Source organism: Methylocella sp. (assembly GCF_044226135.1).
Lineage (GTDB): Bacteria > Pseudomonadota > Alphaproteobacteria > Rhizobiales > Beijerinckiaceae > Methylocapsa.
Window position 1 is genome coordinate 42,714 of the sequence record NZ_JBGAHM010000006.1, and the last position, 19,472, is coordinate 62,185.

Consider the following 19,472-nt stretch of genomic DNA (forward strand, 5'->3'; position numbering starts at 1 on the left):
GCCGCGCCCCGCTCAGGCGGCCTGCTTCCGCCTGCGCGGCGACTCGGCCGGACGCTCGCGCGGCTCGCCGCGGTCGCCGACGAGGTCCCAGCGGGTCTTGAACATGGAGTCGCAGATGCCGGGGCTGCCGAAGCCGTCGGAGAAGCTCACATTGCCGCGCCGGTGGTGCTCGGCGTGCGCCTTGCTGGTCGAGAAGGAGCGCAGCAGCGCGTAGAAGCGGCCCCTGAGCCCGGTCTTGTCGCGCGGCAGACGGGCCGAGAAATCATAGCCCGAATGCTCATAAAGGCCGCCGATCGCCCCGAGGCTGGCGACGAGCAGATGGAACGACACGTCCGCGCCCGCGCCGACGAGCGTCAGCGGCAGAAGGTAGGGCAACACGATTTCAAGGAAGAAGTCGGGCGCGCCCATGTAGCAGGCGCTGACCGCGCGGCTCGCCCCGGTCGAATGATGCACCCCATGGCCGAGCCTGCGCATCAGGCCCGGGCGATGCAGCACGAAGCGGTGCGCGACATATTGCACGACGTCATGGCCGACGCCCATGGCGATCATCGCCAGCACGAAATGCACGGCGCCGATCTGCGGCGCGCCGACGAAGGCGAGGCCCAGAACCTCGACCAGAACCATGGCCGGCAGCAGGATGAAGACCTGGTTGAACAGCACGCGCGGCAGCAGCTCGAAATAGCTCATGCGCTCGACGGCGCGCATCTTGTAGGCCGGCAGGCGCCCGGCGCGGTCGCACCATTCGAACCACAGGCCGACGCCGTGGTAGACGACCATCTGCACGGCGAAGGTCAGGACAGAGAGGGGGAGAATCAGGCCGCCCGATGCGTCGCTCATGTCAGGCGTCCTTTCCGCAGGAAAAATTCATGTGGCCTTCCTGGCTGTCTGGCGTCGCCGCAATCCGGCCTTGCGGGCGGTGCGGCTTCAGGACGTCATCGGCCCTCACGTCGCGCGGCGGTTTGATCTACCGCATAAAGCGCGCGCGAAGCGCGCACATTTTGTGTCATCATGTAACGCATCCCCTTGACGCGCATGGCCTATTGGAAAAATTCCAGAGTCCCGCCCAAAGCCGCGCGCGCCCGCTTGCCAAACGCCGGCGATGAATTAGGAAGGCGCGGGCGGCCGTGAAGGGCGCCGCGCGAACCAAGGGCGGATGCGCATGACGAGAGAAGACTCCCCTGAAAAGCGGCTCATCGCGCGCGAGACGGCGAAGATGCTGATCGAGATCGAGGCGGTTCTCTTCAACGCCGAAAAGCCCTTCATCTTCACGTCGGGCTGGGCGAGCCCGGTCTACACCGACATGCGCAAGCTCATCGCCTTTCCGCGCCTGCGCCGCCGTATCCTCGACTTCGCGGTGGAGACGATCGAGCGCGAGATCGGCTATGAGCGCCTCGACGTGGTGGCGGGCGGCGAGACCGCCGGCATCCCCTACGCCGCCTGGCTGTCCGAGCGGATGATGCTGCCGATGCAATATGTGCGCAAGAAGCCGAAGGGGTTTGGCCGCAACGCGCGCATCGAGGGGGTCGTGCAGGAAGGCGCCCGCACCCTGCTCGTCGAGGATCTCGCCACCGACGGGCGCAGCAAGGTCGGCTTCTGCGAGGCGGTCCGCGAGGCCGGCCAGCGCTGCGACCATGTCTTCGTCTTTTTCTTCTATGGCGTCTTCGCGCAGTCGGACAAGATTTTCGCCGACCTTGGCGTGCGCCTGCATCATCTCGTGACCTGGCGCGACATTCTCGAAACCGCGCGGGCCGAGGGCTATTTCGCCCGCGACACGCTCGACGAGGTCGAGCGCTTTCTCGTCGCGCCGGCCGAATGGTCGGCGGCCCATGGCGGCGCGAGCGCGATCTCGGGCTAAGGGCATTTTCAGTAAAAGTTGCAGACTTTTACGTTGAGAAAATGCGGAAAAACAGGATGTTGGAGCGCGTTCACGACTCGATGAACGCTGAACGCGGTCCGGCCGGATCGGGGCGATCCGGCCGCCCGCAACGGGCGCGACAGCCCGAAGCCGACGCTCCGGGCGCGCCGAAGCTTCACCCTCAGCGCGGGGCGACGATGTCGAGCGCTTCCTTCAGCCCCTTGGGCGAGATCTTGGCTTCGAGCTTCTCGCCGGCCGAATTGACGATGATCAGCCGCCCCGACTCGCGCGCGGCGCGGAACAGCTCGACGTCTTCGGGCGTGATCACGGCGTCGGCGAGGCAGGCCATGTTGAGGCAGGACTTGAAGGCCAGCTTGACCTTCACCTTGCCGCCGTCGCCCGTGACCTCGACGCCCGGCGCGAGCGTCAGATTGGCCTGCACGATGGCGACGAGCTTGACCGGCTTGCCGGCGCCCTCGCTGAAGAAGGCGACCCGGGCGACGGGCGCTTTCGCCTCGTCCGGCGTGAGCGAGATGTCGGCTTCGCAGACCTGCGCCGCGCGCGAGGGCGCGGCGTTGCAGATCGCGACCCAGTCGCCGAGCGGGGTGCGCGCGGCCGGCAGGGCGCCGTCCGCGACGGGCGCTTCCTGGCCCGGGGCGTCCTTGGCGGGAGAGGCCGGGGCGGGAGCCTCCTGCGCGGAGGGCTGGGCGAAGGCGGGGGCGACGGAGGCCGGCCCGGCGAGAGCGAGGAGAGCGGGCAGGGTCTGCCAAAGGCGCATGGACGTTTCCGGTCTTTTCTTGAGACGTTGCGGGCGGCCGAAGCCGCCCGCGCGGGCTTAGACCATGTTTCGCGCCCGGCCGCAAAACGGAATCCGCCGCGCTCACGCAAATCTGTCGCAGGCGCCTTTCGGCGCGCTCAGGCCTCCTCGCCCGAGCGCCGGCCGAAATCCGGGGCGGCCGTCTCCTGGCCAAGGTCGATGATGCCGCGCCGGATCGCCCGCGTGCGCGTGAACAGCGCCTCGAGCCCCTCGCCGTCGCCGCGCCGGATCATGCGCTGCAGCGCCGTCAGATCCTCGGTGAAGCGGCCGAGCATTTCGAGCACGGCGTCCTTGTTGGCGAGAAAGATGTCGCGCCACATCACGGGATCGGACGCGGCGATGCGGGTGAAGTCGCGAAAGCCGCCGGCCGAGAATTTGATGACTTCCGCGCGCGCCTGGTCTTCGAGGTCTGACGCCGTGCCGACGATGTTGTAGGCGATGAGATGCGGCACATGGCTGGTGATGGCGAGCACCAGATCGTGGTGCTCGGGCGTCATCAATTCGACCCGCGCCCCGGCGCCCTCCCAGAAGCGGCGCGTCCTGTCGACCGCCGCGGGGTCGGCGCCGTCCGGCGGAGTCAGGATGGTCCAGCGGTTGCGAAACAGCGTGGCGAAGCCGGCGTCTGGCCCCGACTGCTCGGTGCCGGCGACAGGATGGGCCGGCGCCAGCGCGACATGCGGCGGCAGCACGGCGGCGAGCTCCGTCGTCACCGACGCCTTGACCGAGCCCACGTCGGAGACGATCGCGCCGGGCGCGAGATGCGGCGCCATTTTCGCCGCGACCGTGGCCATGGCCCCGACCGGCGTGCACAGGATGACGAAGCCCGCGCCCGCGACCGCCTCGGCGAGGCTGTCGGGGACGACGTCGCCGAGCCCGAGCTCGCGCGCCCGGGCGCGGACCTCGGGCGAGGCGTCGAAAAGGGCGATCTCGCGCGCCAGCCGCTTGCGGCGGATCACGCGGGCGAGCGACGAGCCGATCAGCCCGACGCCGACGATCGCCGCCCGCCCGAAGATCGGCTCGTCGAGCGCGGGGCCAAGCCCGTCCGCGGGCGGAAGCCCGTCCGGCGCGGCTTCAGCCATTTGCGAAAAAATCGCGCAGCGCGGCGAGGACGAGCCCGTTCGCCTCGCCGGAGCCGACCGAAAGCCGCAGGCAATGCGGCAGCCCATAGGCGCCGACCGCACGCAGGATGAGCCCGCGCTTGGTCAGAAAGGCGTCGGCCGCGGCGGCGGCCGCAGCGTCGGCGAAGGGAATGAGCAGGAAATTGCCGGCGCTCGGCGGCGGCGCGAGGCCCATCGCCGCAAGTTCATGCGCGAGCCTGTCGCGCCAGAGCGCATTGTGGGCGACCGCCGTCTCGATATGGGCCTCGTCGGCGAGCGCCGCGACGCCGGCGGCGAGCGCCGCGCTATTGACGTTGAAGGGCGGCCGGATGCGGTTCAGCGCGTCGCAGACGGCGGCGGGCGCATGGCACCAGCCGAGCCGCAGCGCGGCGAGCCCGAAGATCTTGGAGAAAGTGCGCGTCATGACGACGTTTTCGCGCGCCTGCGCCAGCGCCAGACCGTCGTCGTAATCGGCCTGCGTCGCATATTCGGCGTAGGCCGCGTCGATCACCAGCAGGGTCTGCGGCGGCAGGGCGTCGGCGAGGCGCAGCACCTCGGCCTTCGGCAGATAGGTGCCGGTCGGATTGTTGGGATTGGCCAGGAACACGATTTTGGTGCGCGGCGTGACGCGGGCGAGAATCGCGTCGACGTCGGCCGTGAGGTTTGTCTCGGGCGCGACGACCGGCGTTCCGCCGGCGGCGAGAATGGCGATTTTATAGACGAGAAAGCCGTGCTCGGTGAACAGCCCTTCGTCGCCCGGGCCGAGATAGGCGGCGGCGAGAAGATGCAGGATCTCGTCGGAGCCCGAGCCGCAGACGATTGTTTCGGGCGCAAGGCCGTGCTTTTGGGCGATCGCGTCGCGCAGCGCCGTCGCCGCGCCGTCGGGATAGGCTTCGAGCGCGTCGCCCGCCGCGCGGAACGCCTCGCGCGCCCGGGGCGAAGGCCCGAGCGGCGTCTCGTTCGAGGACAGCTTGTGGATTCTTTCGACGCCCGGCGCCGCGCTCTTGCCCGGCACATAAGGGTCGATGGCGAACACCGACGGATTGGGGACGGGCCGCGCCGCGGCCTCGGATTTGGTCATTGAAGCAGACTCCGAACCTATTGCGCCGCGAGGAAGGGCGCGGGGTCGCGGCGGGCCTCCTCGGCCTCGCAGCGCGCCGCATGGCCGCCGATCTCATGCAGCAGGGAGAGGGGGAGGCCGGCGGCGTCGGCGATCGCCTGCGGAGCGAGCGTTCCCGGCGCAAAGACGAGAAGCGCGTCCTCGCCGGGCAGGGCGGGCGCGGCTTCCGCCCCGAGCGCCGCCAGCGCGCGGCCGTCAGGCGCCGGCGCGCCGGCGAGGTCGAGGTCATAGACGACGATCTCGCGCGCGGCGGCGTCGGCGAGCGGGCGGGCGATGACAAAGAGCGGCAGGCCGGCCGGATGGTCGGGACGCTCGACGAAAGGCAGCCGGGCGATGATTTTTGGCGCGCCCGGCGCGCGCAAAAGGCGGCGCCAGCCGGGCGACGCCGGATTGGGCGCGACCGGCGCCACGCCAAGGTCGCCGGCCGAGGCCGCGACCGCCGCCACCACGGCGGCGGCGTTGGGCTCCGGCTCATAGGGCACGGTGAAGCCGAAATGGAAGCGGCAGCCGTCGCGCATCGGCGCGTCGCCGGCCGAAACGTCGGCGTGCACGCCATAGGGCGACTGCACATAGGTGAAGGTCGAGATGATGATGCGCCAGATGCTCTCGACCGTGTCGAGCGGCAGATGACCCGAATGGCGCGAGACGAGCGCGCGCATCATGTCGGCCTCGCGCCCCGGCCGGAAAGCCGAGGCCCCCTCGACCGCGCCGGTCTGGCGCGCCTTGGCCTCGATCAGCCGGTCGATGATCTCGCCACGCTTGATCAGGAGCTGGTGCATCTGCGAGTCGAGGCCGTCGATCTCGCGCCGAAGCTCGGCGAGCGTCTCCTGTCGGTCGGCGTGGGTCATGTCGGCGCGCTCTGGGATGAAGGCGCGCCCGTCTTAGCGCACTTCGCGCCGAAAGTTCAAACGGGCGGCGCGCGCCTTTGACCCCGGCCGGGTCGGGCGTGCGGTTTCGGGCGTTTATTTTCGGGCGCTGAAGCGGTCGAGCGCGAGCGCGACCGCCACGACGGGAGCGGCGCGCACGTCGCCCGGCGCGGCCGAGGCCGTCAGGCGCGGCGTGCAGATGACGGCGCCGCGCGCCCAATGCCAGTCCTGCGCATGGAGCGGATAGACGACGGCGAGCAGCAGGGCGAGGCCGAGCGCGCCGAACGCGAAGTCGCCGGACGCCTTTATCACCCATCGCCAGCCTTCGCGAAAGGAGGGCGGCGGGACCGGCGCGGCGCCGGCCCGGGCGTTTCGGCTCAACGCGGGACGAGCCCGCGCGGCTCCCTGAATCCCAGCTCCAGAACCGTCCACACGATCGCGCCGACGAGCAGGGCGTCAAGCCCCACGACCCACCACGAGGACATTTGGTCGGCGACGCGCGGCTGCAGCCAGCGGGCCGCGCCCCAAAACAGCGTGGCGAGCGGCACGAGGCCGGCGAGGCCGCTCGGCAGGCGTCTGGCGCGCAGCCGCTTCGCCGAGAGATTGTAGAGGCTTATGCCGATGAACAGCACGGCCGCGGCGTAGAACAGGAGATAGGCGTAGGCCGCGAAGACGCGCCAGTCGAACAGCGGCGTCTGCGGCGTCATCTGGCGGTGGGCGTAGGGCTCGACGAGGCGCCAGATCGCGGTGAGCGCGACGAAGACGACCGTGAGAAAGCCGACGCCCTTGCGCCAGGTCCAGGCGTCGACGACGCCCTCGCCGGTGCGAAAGCCGCACTCCCGCAGAAAGGCCTGAAAGGACCTCGCCATCAGTCGCGCAGAAGCTCGTTGATGGCGGTCTTGGAGCGCGTCTGCGCGTCGACCGTCTTGACGATCACGGCGCAGTAGAGCGAGGGCCCGGGCTCGCCGTTCGGCAGCGGCCTGCCGGGCAGGGCGCCCGAGACGACGACCGAATAGGGCGGCACATGGCCCATGTGGATTTCGCCCGTCGCGCGGTCGACGATCTTGGTCGAGGCGCCGATGAAGACGCCCATCGAGACCACCGAGCCCTTGCCGACGATCACGCCCTCGACGATCTCCGAGCGCGCGCCGATGAAGCAGTCGTCCTCGATGATGGTGGGCGCCGCCTGCAGCGGCTCGAGCACGCCGCCGATGCCGACGCCGCCCGAAAGATGCACGTTCTTGCCGATCTGGGCGCAGGAGCCGACCGTGACCCAGGTGTCGACCATGGTCCCGGTGTCGACATGGGCGCCGAGATTGACGAAGGAGGGCATCAGGATCACGCCCGGCGCGATATAGGCCGAGCGGCGCACGACGCAGTTCGGCACGGAGCGGAAGCCCGCGGCGGCGTGCTCCTTCGCGCCCCAGCCGGCGAATTTGGAGGGGACCTTGTCCCACCAGCTGGTCGCGCCGGGCCCGCCCGAGATTTCGGCCATGTCGTTGAGACGGAAGGACAGCAGCACGGCCTTCTTGAGCCACTGGTTGACCTTCCACGATTCCCGGCCGGCCTTGCCCTCGACCCGTTCGGCGACGCGCAGCTTGCCTTCGTCGAGCAGGTGCAGTGCCGCCTCGACCGCCTTGCGCACGTCGCCCTGGGTCGCGGGGGTGACGTTGGCGCGGTCCTCGAAGGCGGCTTCGATGAGCGTTTCTAGCGCGGTGTGCGGCATGGCGGGTCTTTCTTGTTTTTGACGGCGTCGTTCGCTCAGGCGTTACAGGGTTAGGGCCGCGTGATCAACACGGGCGGCGGGCCGTGCTATGAGATCGGGGCCGCGGCCGCGCCAGAGAACCGGCCCATGTGCAGACTCGCGCCGGTCTTCGCCCTGCTCGCGCGTCCGGGGGCGGCGCAGGCCGTGGACGGGGCCTCGGGCCGGGCGCGGGCGCAGGCGCGATTTGTCAACGCCGGAGAAAAGACGAAGATCGGCTTCGCGCTCCGGCTTCAGGACGGCCGCCGGCGTCTCGGGGCGGCGAAGGGTCAGGCCCCGTCAGGGCCGCCGCGCAGCGTGCGCGCGACCTCGTCGAGAAAGGCTTCGAGGTCGGAGATCACGAAGTCGATATGCGGCGGCGCGGCTTCCGTGACCATCTCGAAGGCTTCGCGGTGGTCGGCCTGGCCGGGCTTCGGCACGACCAGCGCCGTGGTCATGCCGCGCTCATGCGGCACGACGAGATTGCGGGCGAGATCCTCGAACATCACGGCCCGCTTCGGATCGACGCCGTGCCGGTCGAAGAAGCGCTCATAGGTCGCGGCCTCGGGCTTTGGCACGAAATCGGCCGCCACGATGTCGAACACGTCCTCGAACATGTCATGGATGCCGAGCGCCTCGGCGGTGCGCAGCGCATGGTCGCGCGAGCCGTTGGTGAGGATCAGCTTGCGCCCCGGCAGCGCCGCGATCGAGGCCGCGAGCGTATGGTTCGGCTTGAGGCCGGAGCGGTCGACGTCATGGGCGAACGCCAGAAACTCCTCGGCGCTGACGCGATGCTGCTCCATCAGCCCGCGCAGCGTGGTGCCGTAGCGTTCGTAGTAATATTTCTGCAGCGCGCGCGACGACATGCCGTCGAGCCCGAACAGATGGGCCATGAACAGCGTGATGCGCGCGTCGATCTTGGGCCAGAGGTCGGCGTCGGCCGGATAGAGCGTGTTGTCGAGGTCGAAGACCCAGACGTCCTTGTGCGAGAACAGCGCGTCCTGCGCGGCGCGGCGGCGGGCCGGCGCGCCGTCGGGATCGAACGCCTCGACGAGATCGGAGCGCGGGACGTCGTCCTTGTCGGTCACCGCGTGATCAGCGTTCCCGCGCCATGGTCGGTGAGAAGCTCGACGAGCACGGCGTGGGGGGTCTTGCCGTCGAGGATGACGACGCCTTCGACGCCCTGCTCGATGGCGTAGATGCAGGTTTCGACCTTGGGGATCATGCCGCCGGTGATGACGCCCTCCGCGATCAGCGCGTGGATGTCGTTCACCTTGAGCTCCTTGATGAGGTTCCTGTCGGCGTCGAGCACGCCTGGCACGTCGGTCAGGAACAGCAGGCGCTTGGCGCCGAGGGCGCCCGCGATCGCTCCGGCGAACGTGTCGGCGTTGACGTTATAGGTCTCGCCGCTCGGCCCGAGCGCGACCGGGGCCAGCACCGGGATCAGCTCGCGGCCGAGGATCTGTTCGAGCACGGTGGCGTCGACCCGGTCCGGCTCGCCGACGAAGCCGAGGTCGACCGCCTCGCTGGTCTTGGCCGCCTTGCGGGCGATGACCATGTTGCCGTCCTTGCCGCAAAGCCCGACGGCGCGCCCGCCCTCGGCGTTGATGAAGCCGACGATCTGCTTGTTGATGGCGCCGGCGAGCACCATCTCGACGATCTCCATCGTCGGCTTGTCGGTGACCCGCAGCCCGTCCGAGAACTCCGACTTGATGCCGAGCTTCTTGAGCATGGCGCCGATCTGCGGCCCGCCGCCATGCACCACGACCGGATTGAGGCCGGACTGTTCGAGCAGCACCATGTCGCGGGCGAAGTCGCGCGCCACTTTCTCGTCGCCCATGGCGTGGCCGCCATATTTCACGACCACGGTGGCGTCGTCGTAGCGCAGCATGTGCGGCAGCGCCTGCATCAGGATGGCGGCCTGCTCCTGCGCCTTCTGTTCCTCGCTCGCCGCGTCGGTCATGGTTCTCGCCTGCTGAATGTCCTGAAGAGTCTGTCTAGCCGCCCGATGTGACAAGTCCAAGCGCGCGCCTCAAGGCTCCAAGCGCGCGCCTAGACCGTCTGCTCGGCGAGCAGCCGGGCGATCGCGCCGCGCAGCTCGGCGACGCCTTCGGCGCTGCGCGAGGAGGTGAAGACGATCTGCGGGAAGGCGGCGGGGCGCCGGGCGATCCGCTCCAGCGTCTCGGCGACGCGGCGTTCGGCCTCCGCGTCCTTCACTTCGTCGCGTTTCGTGAGGACGAGCTGATAGGAGAGCGCGCAGCGGTCGAGCAGGTCCATCATCTCTTCGTCGGGCGGCTTCAGCCCGTGGCGCCCGTCGACCAGCACGAAGCAGCGCAGGAGGGGGGCGCGGCCGCGCAGAAAATCCTGCGTCAGCCGCGTCCATTGCGCGATCTGCTCCTTGGGCGCGGCGGCGTAGCCATAGCCCGGCATGTCGACGAGCCGGAGCTTCGCCTGTTTGACGTCGCCGCCGAGGCCGAAGAAATTCAGTTCGCGCGTGCGCCCCGGCGTATGCGAGGTGCGCGCGAGGCTCTTGCGGCCCGTGAGCGCGTTGAGGAGCGAGCTCTTGCCGACGTTGGAGCGTCCGGCGAAGGCGATCTCGGGCCCGGCCGTCGGCGGCAGGCTCGGAACCGAGGACGCGGCCCACAGGAAGTCGCAGGGCTCGGCGAAAAGCCTGCGCCCGGCCTCGAGGAAGCCGCCCTCGTCGGGGGAGGGGCCCGGAAGCGGGCTGGCGTGCGCGTCGATCAACTCGTCGCCTTCTTCGGCCTGAACATGTTGAGGATATTGTCGAACAGCTCGATCTTCACGCCGGCGCGCTTCATGATCAAGGTCTGCTGCGTGACCGAGAGAATGTTGTTCCATGTCCAGTAGATCACGAGCCCGACCGGGAAGCCGCCGAGGGTGAAAGTGAAGATCACCGGCATCCACGAGAAGATCTGCTTCTGCATCGGGTCGGCCGGCTCGGGGTTCGCCTTCATCTGGACGAACATCGACACGCCCATGAGCAGCGGCCAGACGCCGATCGCCAGAAAGGCGCCGATCAGCGGAATATGCGTCGGGTCGAACGGCAGCAGCCCGAACAGGTTGAAGACATTGGTCGGGTCCGGCGCCGAAAGGTCGCGCACCCAGCCGAAGAAGGGCGCGTGACGCATCTCGATCGTGACGTAGAGCACCTTGTAGAGCGCAAAGAAGACCGGGATCTGGATCAGCATCGGCAGGCAGCCGGAGACCGGATTGATCTTCTCGCGCTTGTAGAGCGCCATCGTCTCCTGCTGCTGCTTCAGCTTGTCGTCGGGATATTTGTCGCGCAGCGCCGCGAGCTGGGGCGCGACGGCCTTCATCTTGGCCATCGACAGGTAGCTCTTGTTGGCGAGCGGGAAGAACGCCGCCTTGAGGATCACCGTCGCGAGCAGGATGGCGACGCCGAAATTGCCGGTCAGCGAATGCAGGAAATGCAGCAGCCGGAACATCGGCCGCGTGATGAAGTAGAACCAGCCCCAGTCGATCAGAAGGTCGAACTTCTTGATGCCGAGATTGGCCTCATAGGCGTCGAGCGTCTGCACTTCCTTGGCGCCGGCGAAGACCCGGCTCTGGGTTTCGAGGGTCGCGCCGGGCGCGATCGTCTGCGTCGGGCCGACGAAATCGGCGCGATAGACGTTGACGCCGCGCGTCTGCGACGGATTGGCCGAAAAGCGCGCCTCGATCTCGGCATGCTGGTCGGGAATGACCGCCGCCGCCCAGTATTTGTCGGTGATGCCGAGCCAGCCGCCCGCGCCGGAGAAGTTCTTCTGCGCCTTCTCCTCCTTGGCGATCGCGTCGTAATGGAACTCCTGCACGCCGGAATCGCCGATCACCCCGACGAAACCCTCATGCAGCACATAGACGCCATGGGTCGCGGGCTGGCCGAGGCGCGACACCAGCGAATAGGGCGCGAGCGCCACGGGCTTGCCCGACTTGTTCTCGACCGCGTCGTCGATCGTGAACATGAAGCGGTCGTCGACCGAGATCTTGCGCCTGAAGACGAGGCCCTGGCCGTTGTCATAGGTCAGCGTCACCGGCGCGGCGGGCGTCAGCGTCTCATGGTCGGCGGTCCAGAGCGTGTCGAAGCGCGGCGTCGCGGGCGAATCGCCGCCGGCCCCGAGGAAGCCCGCCTCCGCATAATAGGCGTGCGGCGCGCCGGGCGGCGACAGCAGCACGATGTTCGGGCTGTCCTTCTCGACCGTCTCGCGATAGCCCTTGAGCGCCACGTCGTCGAGGCGCGCGCCGACGAGCGAGAGCGAGCCCTTGATCGCCGGGGTGTCGATCTTCACGCGCGGCGAGGCGGCGAGCGCCTCCGCGCGGGTTTTGGGCGCGGCGTCGAGCGGCGGCGGCGCGCGGCCGAGCCGCGGGTCGATCGTCGTTCCGGACGGCTGGTCCTGCGCCGCGGTCTGGGTCGCGGCCGTCTGCGGAGCGGGATGGCGCTGCGACGGCGCGAAGAAATAGCTCCAGCCGAAAATGACGAGGATCGACAGGCCGATCGCCAGATAGAGATTCCTCGTTTCGCTCGACATGCTTTGGTCGCCCTCAAGCGTTCCGCCGGAAAGCCGCGGGCTCTCGCGCCGGAAGACTGCGGTTGAACGGAACGCCCGAAAGCCTCGCCCTGGCGAGGGCTTTCGGGCCCTTAGGGCGCGGCCTGGCCGCGCCTTGCGTTTCTTATTTTCCGCCGCGCGGCCTTGTGGCGCGCGGCTTCGCCGAGCCTTCGACGCCCGCGACCGCGCGGATGAGATCGGCCTGAAGATCGAGGAAAGGCTGCGTCAGGGCCTCGATGCGGGCGATGACTACATAATCGCGCCCGGCGCGCGCGGGAAGGGGGGCTGCGAGCCGCAGCGCCTCCTTGAGCCGGCGGCGGATGCGGTTGCGCTCGACCGCGCCGCCGGTCTTCTTGGTGACGGTGAAGCCGAAGCGCGGCGGCTCGGGAGCCGATTCGCCTTTCGCGCCTGCTTCCTCCGCGCCCATTTCGCTTTTCGCGCCGGCAGGATTCGCGCCGGCAAGAGCGGCGCGGTCGGCGGCCTGCAGCGTGAAGGCTTTGGCGTGGCGCCGTCCGCCCTTGGCCGCGCGCAGAAAATCGGCGCGCTTTTTGAGGCGCGCCGGCGCCCGCGCCGGCGGGATGAGGGTCACGGCCGCGCCTTCCTTCTTGTCCTGTCCGGGGCGCCGCGCGGGGCGCGCGCCGGCCTCAGGCGGAGAGCTTCTTGCGGCCGCGGGCGCGACGCGCGGCGATGATGCGGCGTCCGCCGACCGTCGCCATGCGGGACCGGAATCCATGCCGGCGCTTGCGCACGAGCTTGCTCGGTTGATAAGTCCGCTTCACCGCAAATTTCCTTCTTTCGGCCGCCGGCCGGTCTGCGGCCCGAGGCGGTGTTTGACGTCAAAACTCATGCGCCGGCCAGAACGCGCGCGCAGGACGCGCGCGGGAGACAGGGGCGCCCGGCGGGAACCGGACTTATAAGGGCGGGGCCTTGGAGAAGTCAATTTCGGCCGGCGACCTGATCCGCCGGCCCGAACGCCGCGGATCAGGCCGCCGCGCCGCGCCGGCCCGATTGCGCTCCAGCCTTCAGCGCGGCGATGTTGGCGGCGTAATGGGCGGGGCCGCCCCTGAAGGCGGCGGAGCCCGCGACCAGCGTGTCGGCGCCGGCCGCGACGACGCGCCGCGCCGTCTCCGGGTTGAGCCCGCCGTCGACCTCGATGCGGATCGCCCGCTCGCCGATCATGGCCCGCAGCTCGGCGATCTTCGAGAGCTGCGATTCGATGAAAGCCTGGCCGCCGAAGCCCGGATTGACCGACATCACCAGCACGAGGTCGAGCAGGTCGAGCACATGGGCGACGCTCGCCGCCGGCGTCGCCGGGTTCAGCACCACGCCCGCCTTCTTGCCCAGCGCGCGGATCGCCTGCAATGAGCGATGCAGATGCGGGCCGGCCTCGACATGCACGGCGATGAGGTCGGCGCCGGCCTCGGCGAAGGCCGCGAGATAGGGGTCGCAGGGGGCGATCATCAGATGCACGTCGAACGGCAGGCCGGTGTGCGGGCGCAGCGCCGCGACCACCGCCGGGCCGATGGTGATGTTCGGCACGAAATGCCCGTCCATGACGTCGATGTGGATCCAGTCCGCGCCGGCGTCGGCGATGGCGCGCGTCTCCTCGCCGAGCCTCGCGAAATCGGCGGAGAGGATCGAGGGGGCGATGACGAGTGGGGCCATGGGTGTCTTGCTTCGTGAGTGTCGCGCTTCGGGGCGGGCTTCAGGCGAGGTTTTGCGGGTCGAACACGCGGCTCGCCAGAACGTCGGGCGCGTCGATCACCGCCAGATCCTCGACGCGCACCGGGCCGTCGTGGTCGAACTGGCGGCCGGCGTGGCGCAGCCGCGCGCGGTCGAGCGCGTTGCGCACCGAACGCGCGTTGGAAAAATGCGGCCGCTTGCGCCGCTCCACGAGATAGGCGGCGAAGGCTTTGGCTCCGGCGGGGCTGAAACGATAGTGCTGCGCCTCCAGCATGGCGCATGCGATCGCCATCAGCTCGGCGTCGGAATAGTCCGGGAAGTCGATGTGATGGGCGATGCGCGAGCGCAAGCCCGGGTTCGAGCGGAAGAACTGCTCCATGCGGTCGGCGTAGCCGGCGAGGATCACCACGATGTCCTCGCGCCGGTTCTCCATGACCTGGAGCAGGATCTCGATCGCCTCCTGCCCGTAATCGCGCTCATTCTCCTGCCGGTGGAGATAATAGGCCTCGTCGATGAACAGCACGCCGCCCATCGCCTTCTTGAGGATCTCCTTGGTCTTGGGCGCGGTGTGGCCGATATACTGGCCGACGAGATCGTCGCGCGTCACGGCGACGAGATGGCCTTTGCGCAGATAGCCGAGCCTGTGCAGGATCTCGGCCATGCGCAGGGCGAGCGTGGTCTTGCCGGTCCCGGGATTGCCGGTGAACGACATGTGCAGCGTCGGCGGCTCGGAGACGAGGCCGACGCGCCGCCGCGCCCGGTCGACGACGAGCAGGGCGCAGATGTCGCGGATCCTCTGCTTGACCGGCCTGAGGCCGACCAGCTCGCGGTCGAGCTGCTCGATGACGTCGAGCGCATGGGTCTCGCGCAGGTCGGCGCGCAGGTCGACGGTTTCGGGTCTCGCGTTCGGGGCCGGCGTGGTTGGGTCGATTGAGGTCATCGGGCCTCGGGGCCGGGGCTTCCCCGGTCTTGCCGCCGGCCGTCCTGCCGCCGGCGTCCTGACGTCGCAGCCTTCCATAGCAACCGCGCCCCGCCGCGTCCACCGGCGGCCGGCGCTCAGTCTCCGGTCAGCCGGCGCAGCAGCGCGGGCGTCGCGAAGCCGTCGGCCGGGCGGATGGCGTTCGCCGTCTGATAGGCGTGGATCGCGTCGCGCGAGGCCTGGCCGAAGCGCCCGTCGACCGTGCCCTTGTAGAAGCCCCGCTTCTGCAGCGCGGTCTGGATCGCGGCCTTCTGCGGCCGGCTCAGAAACACTTCGTCGTCGGGCCAGCGGCCCCGAAGGGCGCCCGCGCCGTCGATCCGGTCGGCGAGCAGCCCGAGCGACAGCGCATAGGAGTCCGAATTGTTGTAGGCCTTGAGAATCCAGTAGTTTTCGGACAGCAGGAAGGCCGGGCCGCGCGCTCCGGAGGGTAAAAACAGCGTCGCCTCGCCGCGCGCGCGGATCGGCGTCCCGTCGGCGGCCGTGACGCCTTTCGCGGCGAAGGCCTCGAACGTCTGGCGCAGCGCCGGCGTCTCGAAGCCCGGCGGCAGCACGACCTCAAGGCCCCAGGGCTGGCCCGGCCGCCAGCCGGACTGGCGCAGGAAATTGCCGATCGAGGCCAGGCTGTCCTGCGGCTTGTCCCAGATGTCGGGATAGCCCTGTCCGTCATAGCTTACGGCGTATTTGAGATAGGCCGAGGGAATGAACTGCGGGTCGCCCATGGCTCCGGCCCATGACCCTTTGAGTTTTTCGCGCGGGGCGTGCTCCTTTTCGAGGATCGCCAGCGCGGCGATCCATTCGTCGACGAACAGCGGGCGGTCGGGGCGCTCGAAAGCCAGCGTCGCCAGCGTGCGGACGACGTCCTTGCCGCCGCGCACGGCGCCGAAATCGGTTTCGAGCCCCCAGGCCGCGAGGATGATCGCCGGCGGCACGCCCGTGCGCCCGGCGACGCGGGCGAGCTCGCCGCGCCAGCGCTCCGCCGCCGCGCGGCCGCGCCTGACGCGGGCGGCGCCGGCGGCCTCGGCGAGATAGGTCTTGAGCGGCTTGTCGAACTCCGGCTGCTTCGCCGAGGCCGACGGCGCCGCGGGATCGGGCGTCAGCCCGTCGAGCGCGGCCTCGAACGTCGCCTTCGAGACGCCGGCCGCCCGCGCGCGCGGTTCGAGCGCGCGCAGAAAAGCCTGGAACTGCGCCGTGCGGGCGCTCTGGCCCTGTCCCTGCGCCTGTTCCTGACGCGCCGCCTGCGCCGCGGCGGGTCCGGCCGCGAAGGCGCCGAGGGCGAAAAGGCCCGCGCCGGCGACGGCGAGGCGCACGCCGCGCCGCGCCGCGCGGACGCGTTCGTCACGGATTTTACGCGTCATGGGGGTTCCGGGCGGGGCCCGTCTCCGGGGCCGGGGCGTGGGACGCGCCGCCGGGCCGGCCGGAGCGTCCGCCTGTCTTTTCGCGCATCTGCTGGAACACGACATAGAGCATGGGCACGAGGAAGATGCCGACAAAGCTCGCCGCGATCATGCCTGAGAACACCGGCGTGCCGACCGAGCGCCGGCTGACCTGCGCCGCGCCCGTCGCCACGACCAGCGGCGCGAGGCCGAGGATGAAGGCGATCGAGGTCATCATCACGGCGCGGAACCGCATCCGCGAGCCGAGGATCGCGGCTTCGTGGATTCCAAGCCCCTTCTCGCGCTCGTCCTTGGCGAATTCGACGATCAGGATGCCGTTCTTGGCGGCGAGCGCGATCAGCACGACAAGGCCGATCTGGGCGTAAAGATCGAGCGTGAGCCGCGCCACGAGCACGCCGAGGAAGGAGCCGAGCACGGCCACCGAGACCGAGAGCAGCACCGGCACGGGAATGATCCAGCTTTCATAGAGCGCGACGAGGAACAGGAAGGCGAACAGCAGGGCGAGCGCCAGAATGACCCCGGTCTGGCCCGAAGCCTGCGTCTCCTGATAGGCGGTGCCGGTCCATTCATAGCTGTAGCCGGCGGGCAGCGTGTTGGCCGCGACCGTGGCCATGGCGCCGAGCGCGCCGCCCGACGAGGTTCCGGGCGCGGGCGACCCGTTGATCGTCACCGCGCGGTAATTGTTGTAGCGGGTGATCACCTGCGGGCCGACGACGGTGCGCAGCGAGGCGAGCGCGGCCATCGGCACCATGGTGCCGGTCTTGTTGCGGATATAGATGCGCCAGATCGAGGAAAAGTCGCGCCTGTCCTTTCCGTCGGCCTGCAGATTGACCTGCCAGGTGCGGCCGAACAGGTTGAAGTCGTTGATATAGGTTCCGCCGAGCGTCGCCTGCAGCGTGGTGAAGATGTCGGCGATCTCGACGCCGAGCGCCTGCGCCTTCTCGCGGTCGATGTCGAGGAAGATCGACGGATTGGTGGCGCTGAAGGTCGAGAACACGCGCGTGAGCGCGGGGTTGGCGTTGGCCGAGCCGATGAGCGCGCGCGCCACGCTCGCCATCGACGAGGTGTCCTGGCCTTCGAGCGCTTCGAGCACGAATTCGAAACCGCCGGTCGTCGAAAGGCCGATGATCGGCGGCAGGTTGAAGGCGATCACCGAGGCCTGACGGATCGTCGCGGCCTCGCGCGTCAGCTTCCCGATCAGCGCCTGGGCGGAATTTTGCGGCCCCTTGCGTTCGTCGAAGGGCTTCAGCTTGACGACGATGAAGCCGGCGTTCGACTGGTTGACGCCGTCGAGGAACGAGTAGCCGACGACCGCGAAGGTCGCGTCGACCTGGGGCATGGAGAGAGCCAGCGCCTCGACCTCCTTCATCGCGGCGCTGGTGCGCTCGACGGAGGCGGCGTCGGGCAGCTGGGTCACCACGAAGAAGGCCCCCTGATCCTCGTCCGGCAGAAATCCCGAGGGCGTTCGCGCGGCGAGAAAATAGACCGCGGCGCCAATGGCGACGAGCGCGAGCAGCGAGAAGGCGGCGCGGCGCACCAGGATCGAGACGACATGGGCGTAGCCGTCGCGGGTGCGGTCGATCGCTTTCATGACCGCGCCCATGACACGGCCGAGAACGCCGCGCCGGCGCCCCGAGCTGTGGCGCAGCACGACGGCGCAGAGCGCGGGCGACAGCGTCAGCGCGTTGAGCGCCGAGATCAGCATGGCGACGCTGATCGTCACCGCGAACTGGCGGAACAGCTGGCCCGAGACGCCGGGAATGAAGGCGATCGGCACGAACACCGAGAGCAGCACCAGCGTGATGGCGATGATCGGCGCGGTGATCTGGCCCATCGCCTTCTTGGTCGCGTCGGCGGTCGAGAGCTCCGGCTCCTCCTCCATCACGCGCTCGACGTTCTCGACGACCACGATCGCGTCGTCGACGACGATGCCGATCGCGAGCACCAGCGCGAGCAGCGACACCGTGTTGGCCGAATAGCCGAGCGCCAGCAGCACGGCGAAGGTGCCGATGAGGCTGACCGGCACGGCGATCGCCGGGATGACGGTGGCGCGCAGCGAGCCGAGGAAGAAGAACACCACGACCACGACGAGGACGAAGGCCTCGATCAGCGTCTTCAGCACCTCGTGGATGGTGTCGGAGACGAAGGTCGTCGAATCATAGACGATCTTGGTCTTGAGCCCGGTCGGGAAGCGCGGCGCGACCTTTTCGAGCGTCTTCTGCACGGCGGCGGCGGTGGCCACGGCGTTCGCGCCCGGCGAGAGATAGATGCCGATGGCCACCGCCGGCTTGCCGTTGAGGCGGCTCTCGCTGTCCATGTTCTGCGCGCCCATTTCGACGCGGGCGACGTCGCGCACGCGCACGAGCGAGCCGTCGGGATTGGCGCGCAGCACGATGGCGCCGAACTCCTCCGGGGTCGTGAGGCGGCCTTGAGTCTGCAGGTTGATCTGGAACTGCTGGTCGTTCTCGATCGGCCGCGCGCCGAGGCGGCCGATCGCCGCCTGGCGGTTCTGCGACTGCACGGCGGCGATGACGTCGGACGGCGCGAGGCTGAGGCTCGTCAGCCGCTCGACGTCGAACCAGATGCGCATCGAATATTTGAGCTTGCCGAACAGGGCCGCCTGGCCGACGCCGGGCGTGCGGGCGATCTCGTCAAGGACGTTGATGGTCGCGAAATTGGTGATGTACAGCGGGTCCTGCTCGCCGTTCTCGCTGTAGAACATCATGAACTGCAGCACCGCCGACGAGCGTTTCTGCACCGTGAGGCCCTGCCGCGTCACGGTTTCGGGCAGGAGCGCAAGGGCGGTCTGCACGCGGTTGTTGACGTTGACGGTGGCGATGTCGGGATTGGTGCCGAGCGCGAAGCTGACGGTGAGGTTGTAGCTGCCGTCGTCGCCGCTCGCGGATTTCATGTAGATCGCGCGGTCGACGCCGACCATCTGCGCTTCGAGCGGCTGGGCGACCGAGGCTTCGACGACCGAGGCCGAGGCGCCCGGATAGGTCGCCGTGACCTGCACCTGCGGCGGCACGATGTCGGGAAACTGCGAAACCGGGATCTGCATCAGCGCCAGCGCGCCGGCGATCGTGATCACGATCGAGATGACGATGGCGAGCCGCGGGCGGTCGACGAAAATCGAGGAGATCATGCGAAAGCCTTGAACGCCGCTCGCGCGCGGGACGGCGGGAGGGCGCTGGAGGTCGGGAGGGCGCTGGACGTCAGGAGGGCGCTGGATGTCGGGAGGGCGCTGGACGTCGGGGCGGCGCGGCCGCCGCCGCGCGCGTCTCTGAAGCCGGCGCCGGCCGGCGCCCCCGAAAGCCCCGACGCGCGCGGCGCCACGGGGCGGGGCCCCGCGAAG

Annotated in this window: 19 protein-coding genes; 1 reads left to right on the forward strand and 18 read right to left on the reverse strand. The window is 69.3% G+C overall.

Going from position 1 to position 19,472, the window contains the following annotated elements; all coding sequences use genetic code 11:
* Positions 1 to 12: 12 nt before the first annotated feature.
* A complete protein-coding gene (locus tag ACILRB_RS04655; RefSeq protein WP_395665135.1) occupies positions 13 to 837 on the reverse strand; it encodes a sterol desaturase family protein in 825 nt (274 codons plus the stop codon).
* Between the two features lie 322 nt (positions 838 to 1,159).
* Between ACILRB_RS04655 and ACILRB_RS04660 the strand changes: the two genes are divergently transcribed.
* Entirely contained in the window at positions 1,160 to 1,855 is a 696-nt protein-coding gene (locus tag ACILRB_RS04660) for an orotate phosphoribosyltransferase (protein WP_395665136.1), read from the forward strand.
* 181 nt (positions 1,856 to 2,036) lie between these two features.
* On the opposite strand, the gene ACILRB_RS04665 is transcribed toward ACILRB_RS04660, so the two are convergent.
* The 17 genes from ACILRB_RS04665 to ACILRB_RS04745 form a co-directional block, all read right to left on the reverse strand.
* On the reverse strand, positions 2,037 to 2,633 hold the full coding sequence (locus ACILRB_RS04665; RefSeq protein ID WP_395665137.1) for an invasion associated locus B family protein: 597 nt from the start codon (positions 2,631 to 2,633) through the stop codon (positions 2,037 to 2,039).
* Positions 2,634 to 2,770: 137 nt separating this feature from the next.
* Positions 2,771 to 3,751: a prephenate/arogenate dehydrogenase family protein gene (locus ACILRB_RS04670; protein ID WP_395665138.1), complete on the reverse strand. Its 981-nt coding sequence runs from the start codon at positions 3,749 to 3,751 to the stop codon at positions 2,771 to 2,773.
* Positions 3,744 to 4,850 (reverse strand): histidinol-phosphate transaminase, encoded by a 1,107-nt coding sequence (gene hisC, locus ACILRB_RS04675; RefSeq protein ID WP_395665139.1) that lies wholly within the window; start codon positions 4,848 to 4,850, stop codon positions 3,744 to 3,746. The genes ACILRB_RS04670 and hisC overlap by 8 nt, the downstream gene beginning before the upstream one ends.
* 17 nt (positions 4,851 to 4,867) lie before the next feature.
* Positions 4,868 to 5,737: a chorismate mutase gene (locus tag ACILRB_RS04680; protein WP_395665140.1), complete on the reverse strand. Its 870-nt coding sequence runs from the start codon at positions 5,735 to 5,737 to the stop codon at positions 4,868 to 4,870.
* 114 nt (positions 5,738 to 5,851) lie between these two features.
* Complete coding sequence (locus ACILRB_RS04685) at positions 5,852 to 6,067, reverse strand: hypothetical protein (protein WP_395665141.1); 216 nt, start codon at positions 6,065 to 6,067, stop codon at positions 5,852 to 5,854.
* Between the two features lie 65 nt (positions 6,068 to 6,132).
* Positions 6,133 to 6,624: a hypothetical protein gene (locus ACILRB_RS04690; protein ID WP_395665142.1), complete on the reverse strand. Its 492-nt coding sequence runs from the start codon at positions 6,622 to 6,624 to the stop codon at positions 6,133 to 6,135.
* On the reverse strand, positions 6,624 to 7,481 hold the full coding sequence (gene dapD, locus ACILRB_RS04695; RefSeq protein WP_395665143.1) for a 2,3,4,5-tetrahydropyridine-2,6-dicarboxylate N-succinyltransferase: 858 nt from the start codon (positions 7,479 to 7,481) through the stop codon (positions 6,624 to 6,626). Before dapD ends, ACILRB_RS04690 begins: the two co-directional genes overlap by 1 nt.
* Before the next feature lie 305 nt (positions 7,482 to 7,786).
* Positions 7,787 to 8,491, reverse strand: coding sequence for a pyrimidine 5'-nucleotidase (locus ACILRB_RS04700; RefSeq protein ID WP_395665210.1), 705 nt, complete (start codon positions 8,489 to 8,491; stop codon positions 7,787 to 7,789).
* 89 nt (positions 8,492 to 8,580) lie between these two features.
* Positions 8,581 to 9,459, reverse strand: a complete 879-nt coding sequence (argB, locus tag ACILRB_RS04705) for an acetylglutamate kinase (protein WP_395665144.1) — start codon at positions 9,457 to 9,459, stop codon at positions 8,581 to 8,583.
* 89 nt (positions 9,460 to 9,548) lie between these two features.
* Positions 9,549 to 10,241 (reverse strand): ribosome biogenesis GTP-binding protein YihA/YsxC, encoded by a 693-nt coding sequence (gene yihA, locus ACILRB_RS04710; RefSeq protein ID WP_395665145.1) that lies wholly within the window; start codon positions 10,239 to 10,241, stop codon positions 9,549 to 9,551.
* Positions 10,238 to 12,043: a membrane protein insertase YidC gene (yidC, locus tag ACILRB_RS04715; RefSeq protein WP_395665146.1), complete on the reverse strand. Its 1,806-nt coding sequence runs from the start codon at positions 12,041 to 12,043 to the stop codon at positions 10,238 to 10,240. Before yidC ends, yihA begins: the two co-directional genes overlap by 4 nt.
* 142 nt (positions 12,044 to 12,185) lie before the next feature.
* Positions 12,186 to 12,650 (reverse strand): ribonuclease P protein component, encoded by a 465-nt coding sequence (gene rnpA, locus ACILRB_RS04720; protein ID WP_395665147.1) that lies wholly within the window; start codon positions 12,648 to 12,650, stop codon positions 12,186 to 12,188.
* Between the two features lie 55 nt (positions 12,651 to 12,705).
* Positions 12,706 to 12,840: a 50S ribosomal protein L34 gene (rpmH, locus tag ACILRB_RS04725; RefSeq protein ID WP_395665148.1), complete on the reverse strand. Its 135-nt coding sequence runs from the start codon at positions 12,838 to 12,840 to the stop codon at positions 12,706 to 12,708.
* A gap of 202 nt (positions 12,841 to 13,042) precedes the next feature.
* Positions 13,043 to 13,726, reverse strand: coding sequence for a ribulose-phosphate 3-epimerase (rpe, locus tag ACILRB_RS04730; protein ID WP_395665149.1), 684 nt, complete (start codon positions 13,724 to 13,726; stop codon positions 13,043 to 13,045).
* Between the two features lie 40 nt (positions 13,727 to 13,766).
* Positions 13,767 to 14,684, reverse strand: coding sequence for a CbbX protein (cbbX, locus tag ACILRB_RS04735; protein ID WP_395665150.1), 918 nt, complete (start codon positions 14,682 to 14,684; stop codon positions 13,767 to 13,769).
* 116 nt (positions 14,685 to 14,800) lie between these two features.
* Entirely contained in the window at positions 14,801 to 16,078 is a 1,278-nt protein-coding gene (locus ACILRB_RS04740) for a lytic murein transglycosylase (protein WP_395665151.1), read from the reverse strand.
* The gene (locus tag ACILRB_RS04745) at positions 16,068 to 19,262 is read right to left on the reverse strand and encodes an efflux RND transporter permease subunit (protein ID WP_395665152.1); all 3,195 of its coding nucleotides are present in this window, start codon (positions 19,260 to 19,262) and stop codon (positions 16,068 to 16,070) included. Before ACILRB_RS04745 ends, ACILRB_RS04740 begins: the two co-directional genes overlap by 11 nt.
* Positions 19,263 to 19,472: the final 210 nt, after the last annotated feature.

Coding starts and splice junctions, on each gene's coding strand:
- ACILRB_RS04670 (WP_395665138.1), bottom strand. CDS start 3,751: ATGGCTGAAGCCGCGCCGGACGGGCTTCCGCCCGCGGACGGGCTTGGC.
- cbbX (WP_395665150.1), bottom strand. CDS start 14,684: ATGACCTCAATCGACCCAACCACGCCGGCCCCGAACGCGAGACCCGAA.
- ACILRB_RS04655 (WP_395665135.1), bottom strand. CDS start 837: ATGAGCGACGCATCGGGCGGCCTGATTCTCCCCCTCTCTGTCCTGACC.
- ACILRB_RS04665 (WP_395665137.1), bottom strand. CDS start 2,633: ATGCGCCTTTGGCAGACCCTGCCCGCTCTCCTCGCTCTCGCCGGGCCG.
- ACILRB_RS04740 (WP_395665151.1), bottom strand. CDS start 16,078: ATGACGCGTAAAATCCGTGACGAACGCGTCCGCGCGGCGCGGCGCGGC.
- ACILRB_RS04690 (WP_395665142.1), bottom strand. CDS start 6,624: ATGGCGAGGTCCTTTCAGGCCTTTCTGCGGGAGTGCGGCTTTCGCACC.
- dapD (WP_395665143.1), bottom strand. CDS start 7,481: ATGCCGCACACCGCGCTAGAAACGCTCATCGAAGCCGCCTTCGAGGAC.
- hisC (WP_395665139.1), bottom strand. CDS start 4,850: ATGACCAAATCCGAGGCCGCGGCGCGGCCCGTCCCCAATCCGTCGGTG.
- rpe (WP_395665149.1), bottom strand. CDS start 13,726: ATGGCCCCACTCGTCATCGCCCCCTCGATCCTCTCCGCCGATTTCGCG.
- ACILRB_RS04745 (WP_395665152.1), bottom strand. CDS start 19,262: ATGATCTCCTCGATTTTCGTCGACCGCCCGCGGCTCGCCATCGTCATC.
- ACILRB_RS04660 (WP_395665136.1), top strand. CDS start 1,160: ATGACGAGAGAAGACTCCCCTGAAAAGCGGCTCATCGCGCGCGAGACG.
- ACILRB_RS04680 (WP_395665140.1), bottom strand. CDS start 5,737: ATGACCCACGCCGACCGACAGGAGACGCTCGCCGAGCTTCGGCGCGAG.
- yidC (WP_395665146.1), bottom strand. CDS start 12,043: ATGTCGAGCGAAACGAGGAATCTCTATCTGGCGATCGGCCTGTCGATC.
- argB (WP_395665144.1), bottom strand. CDS start 9,459: ATGACCGACGCGGCGAGCGAGGAACAGAAGGCGCAGGAGCAGGCCGCC.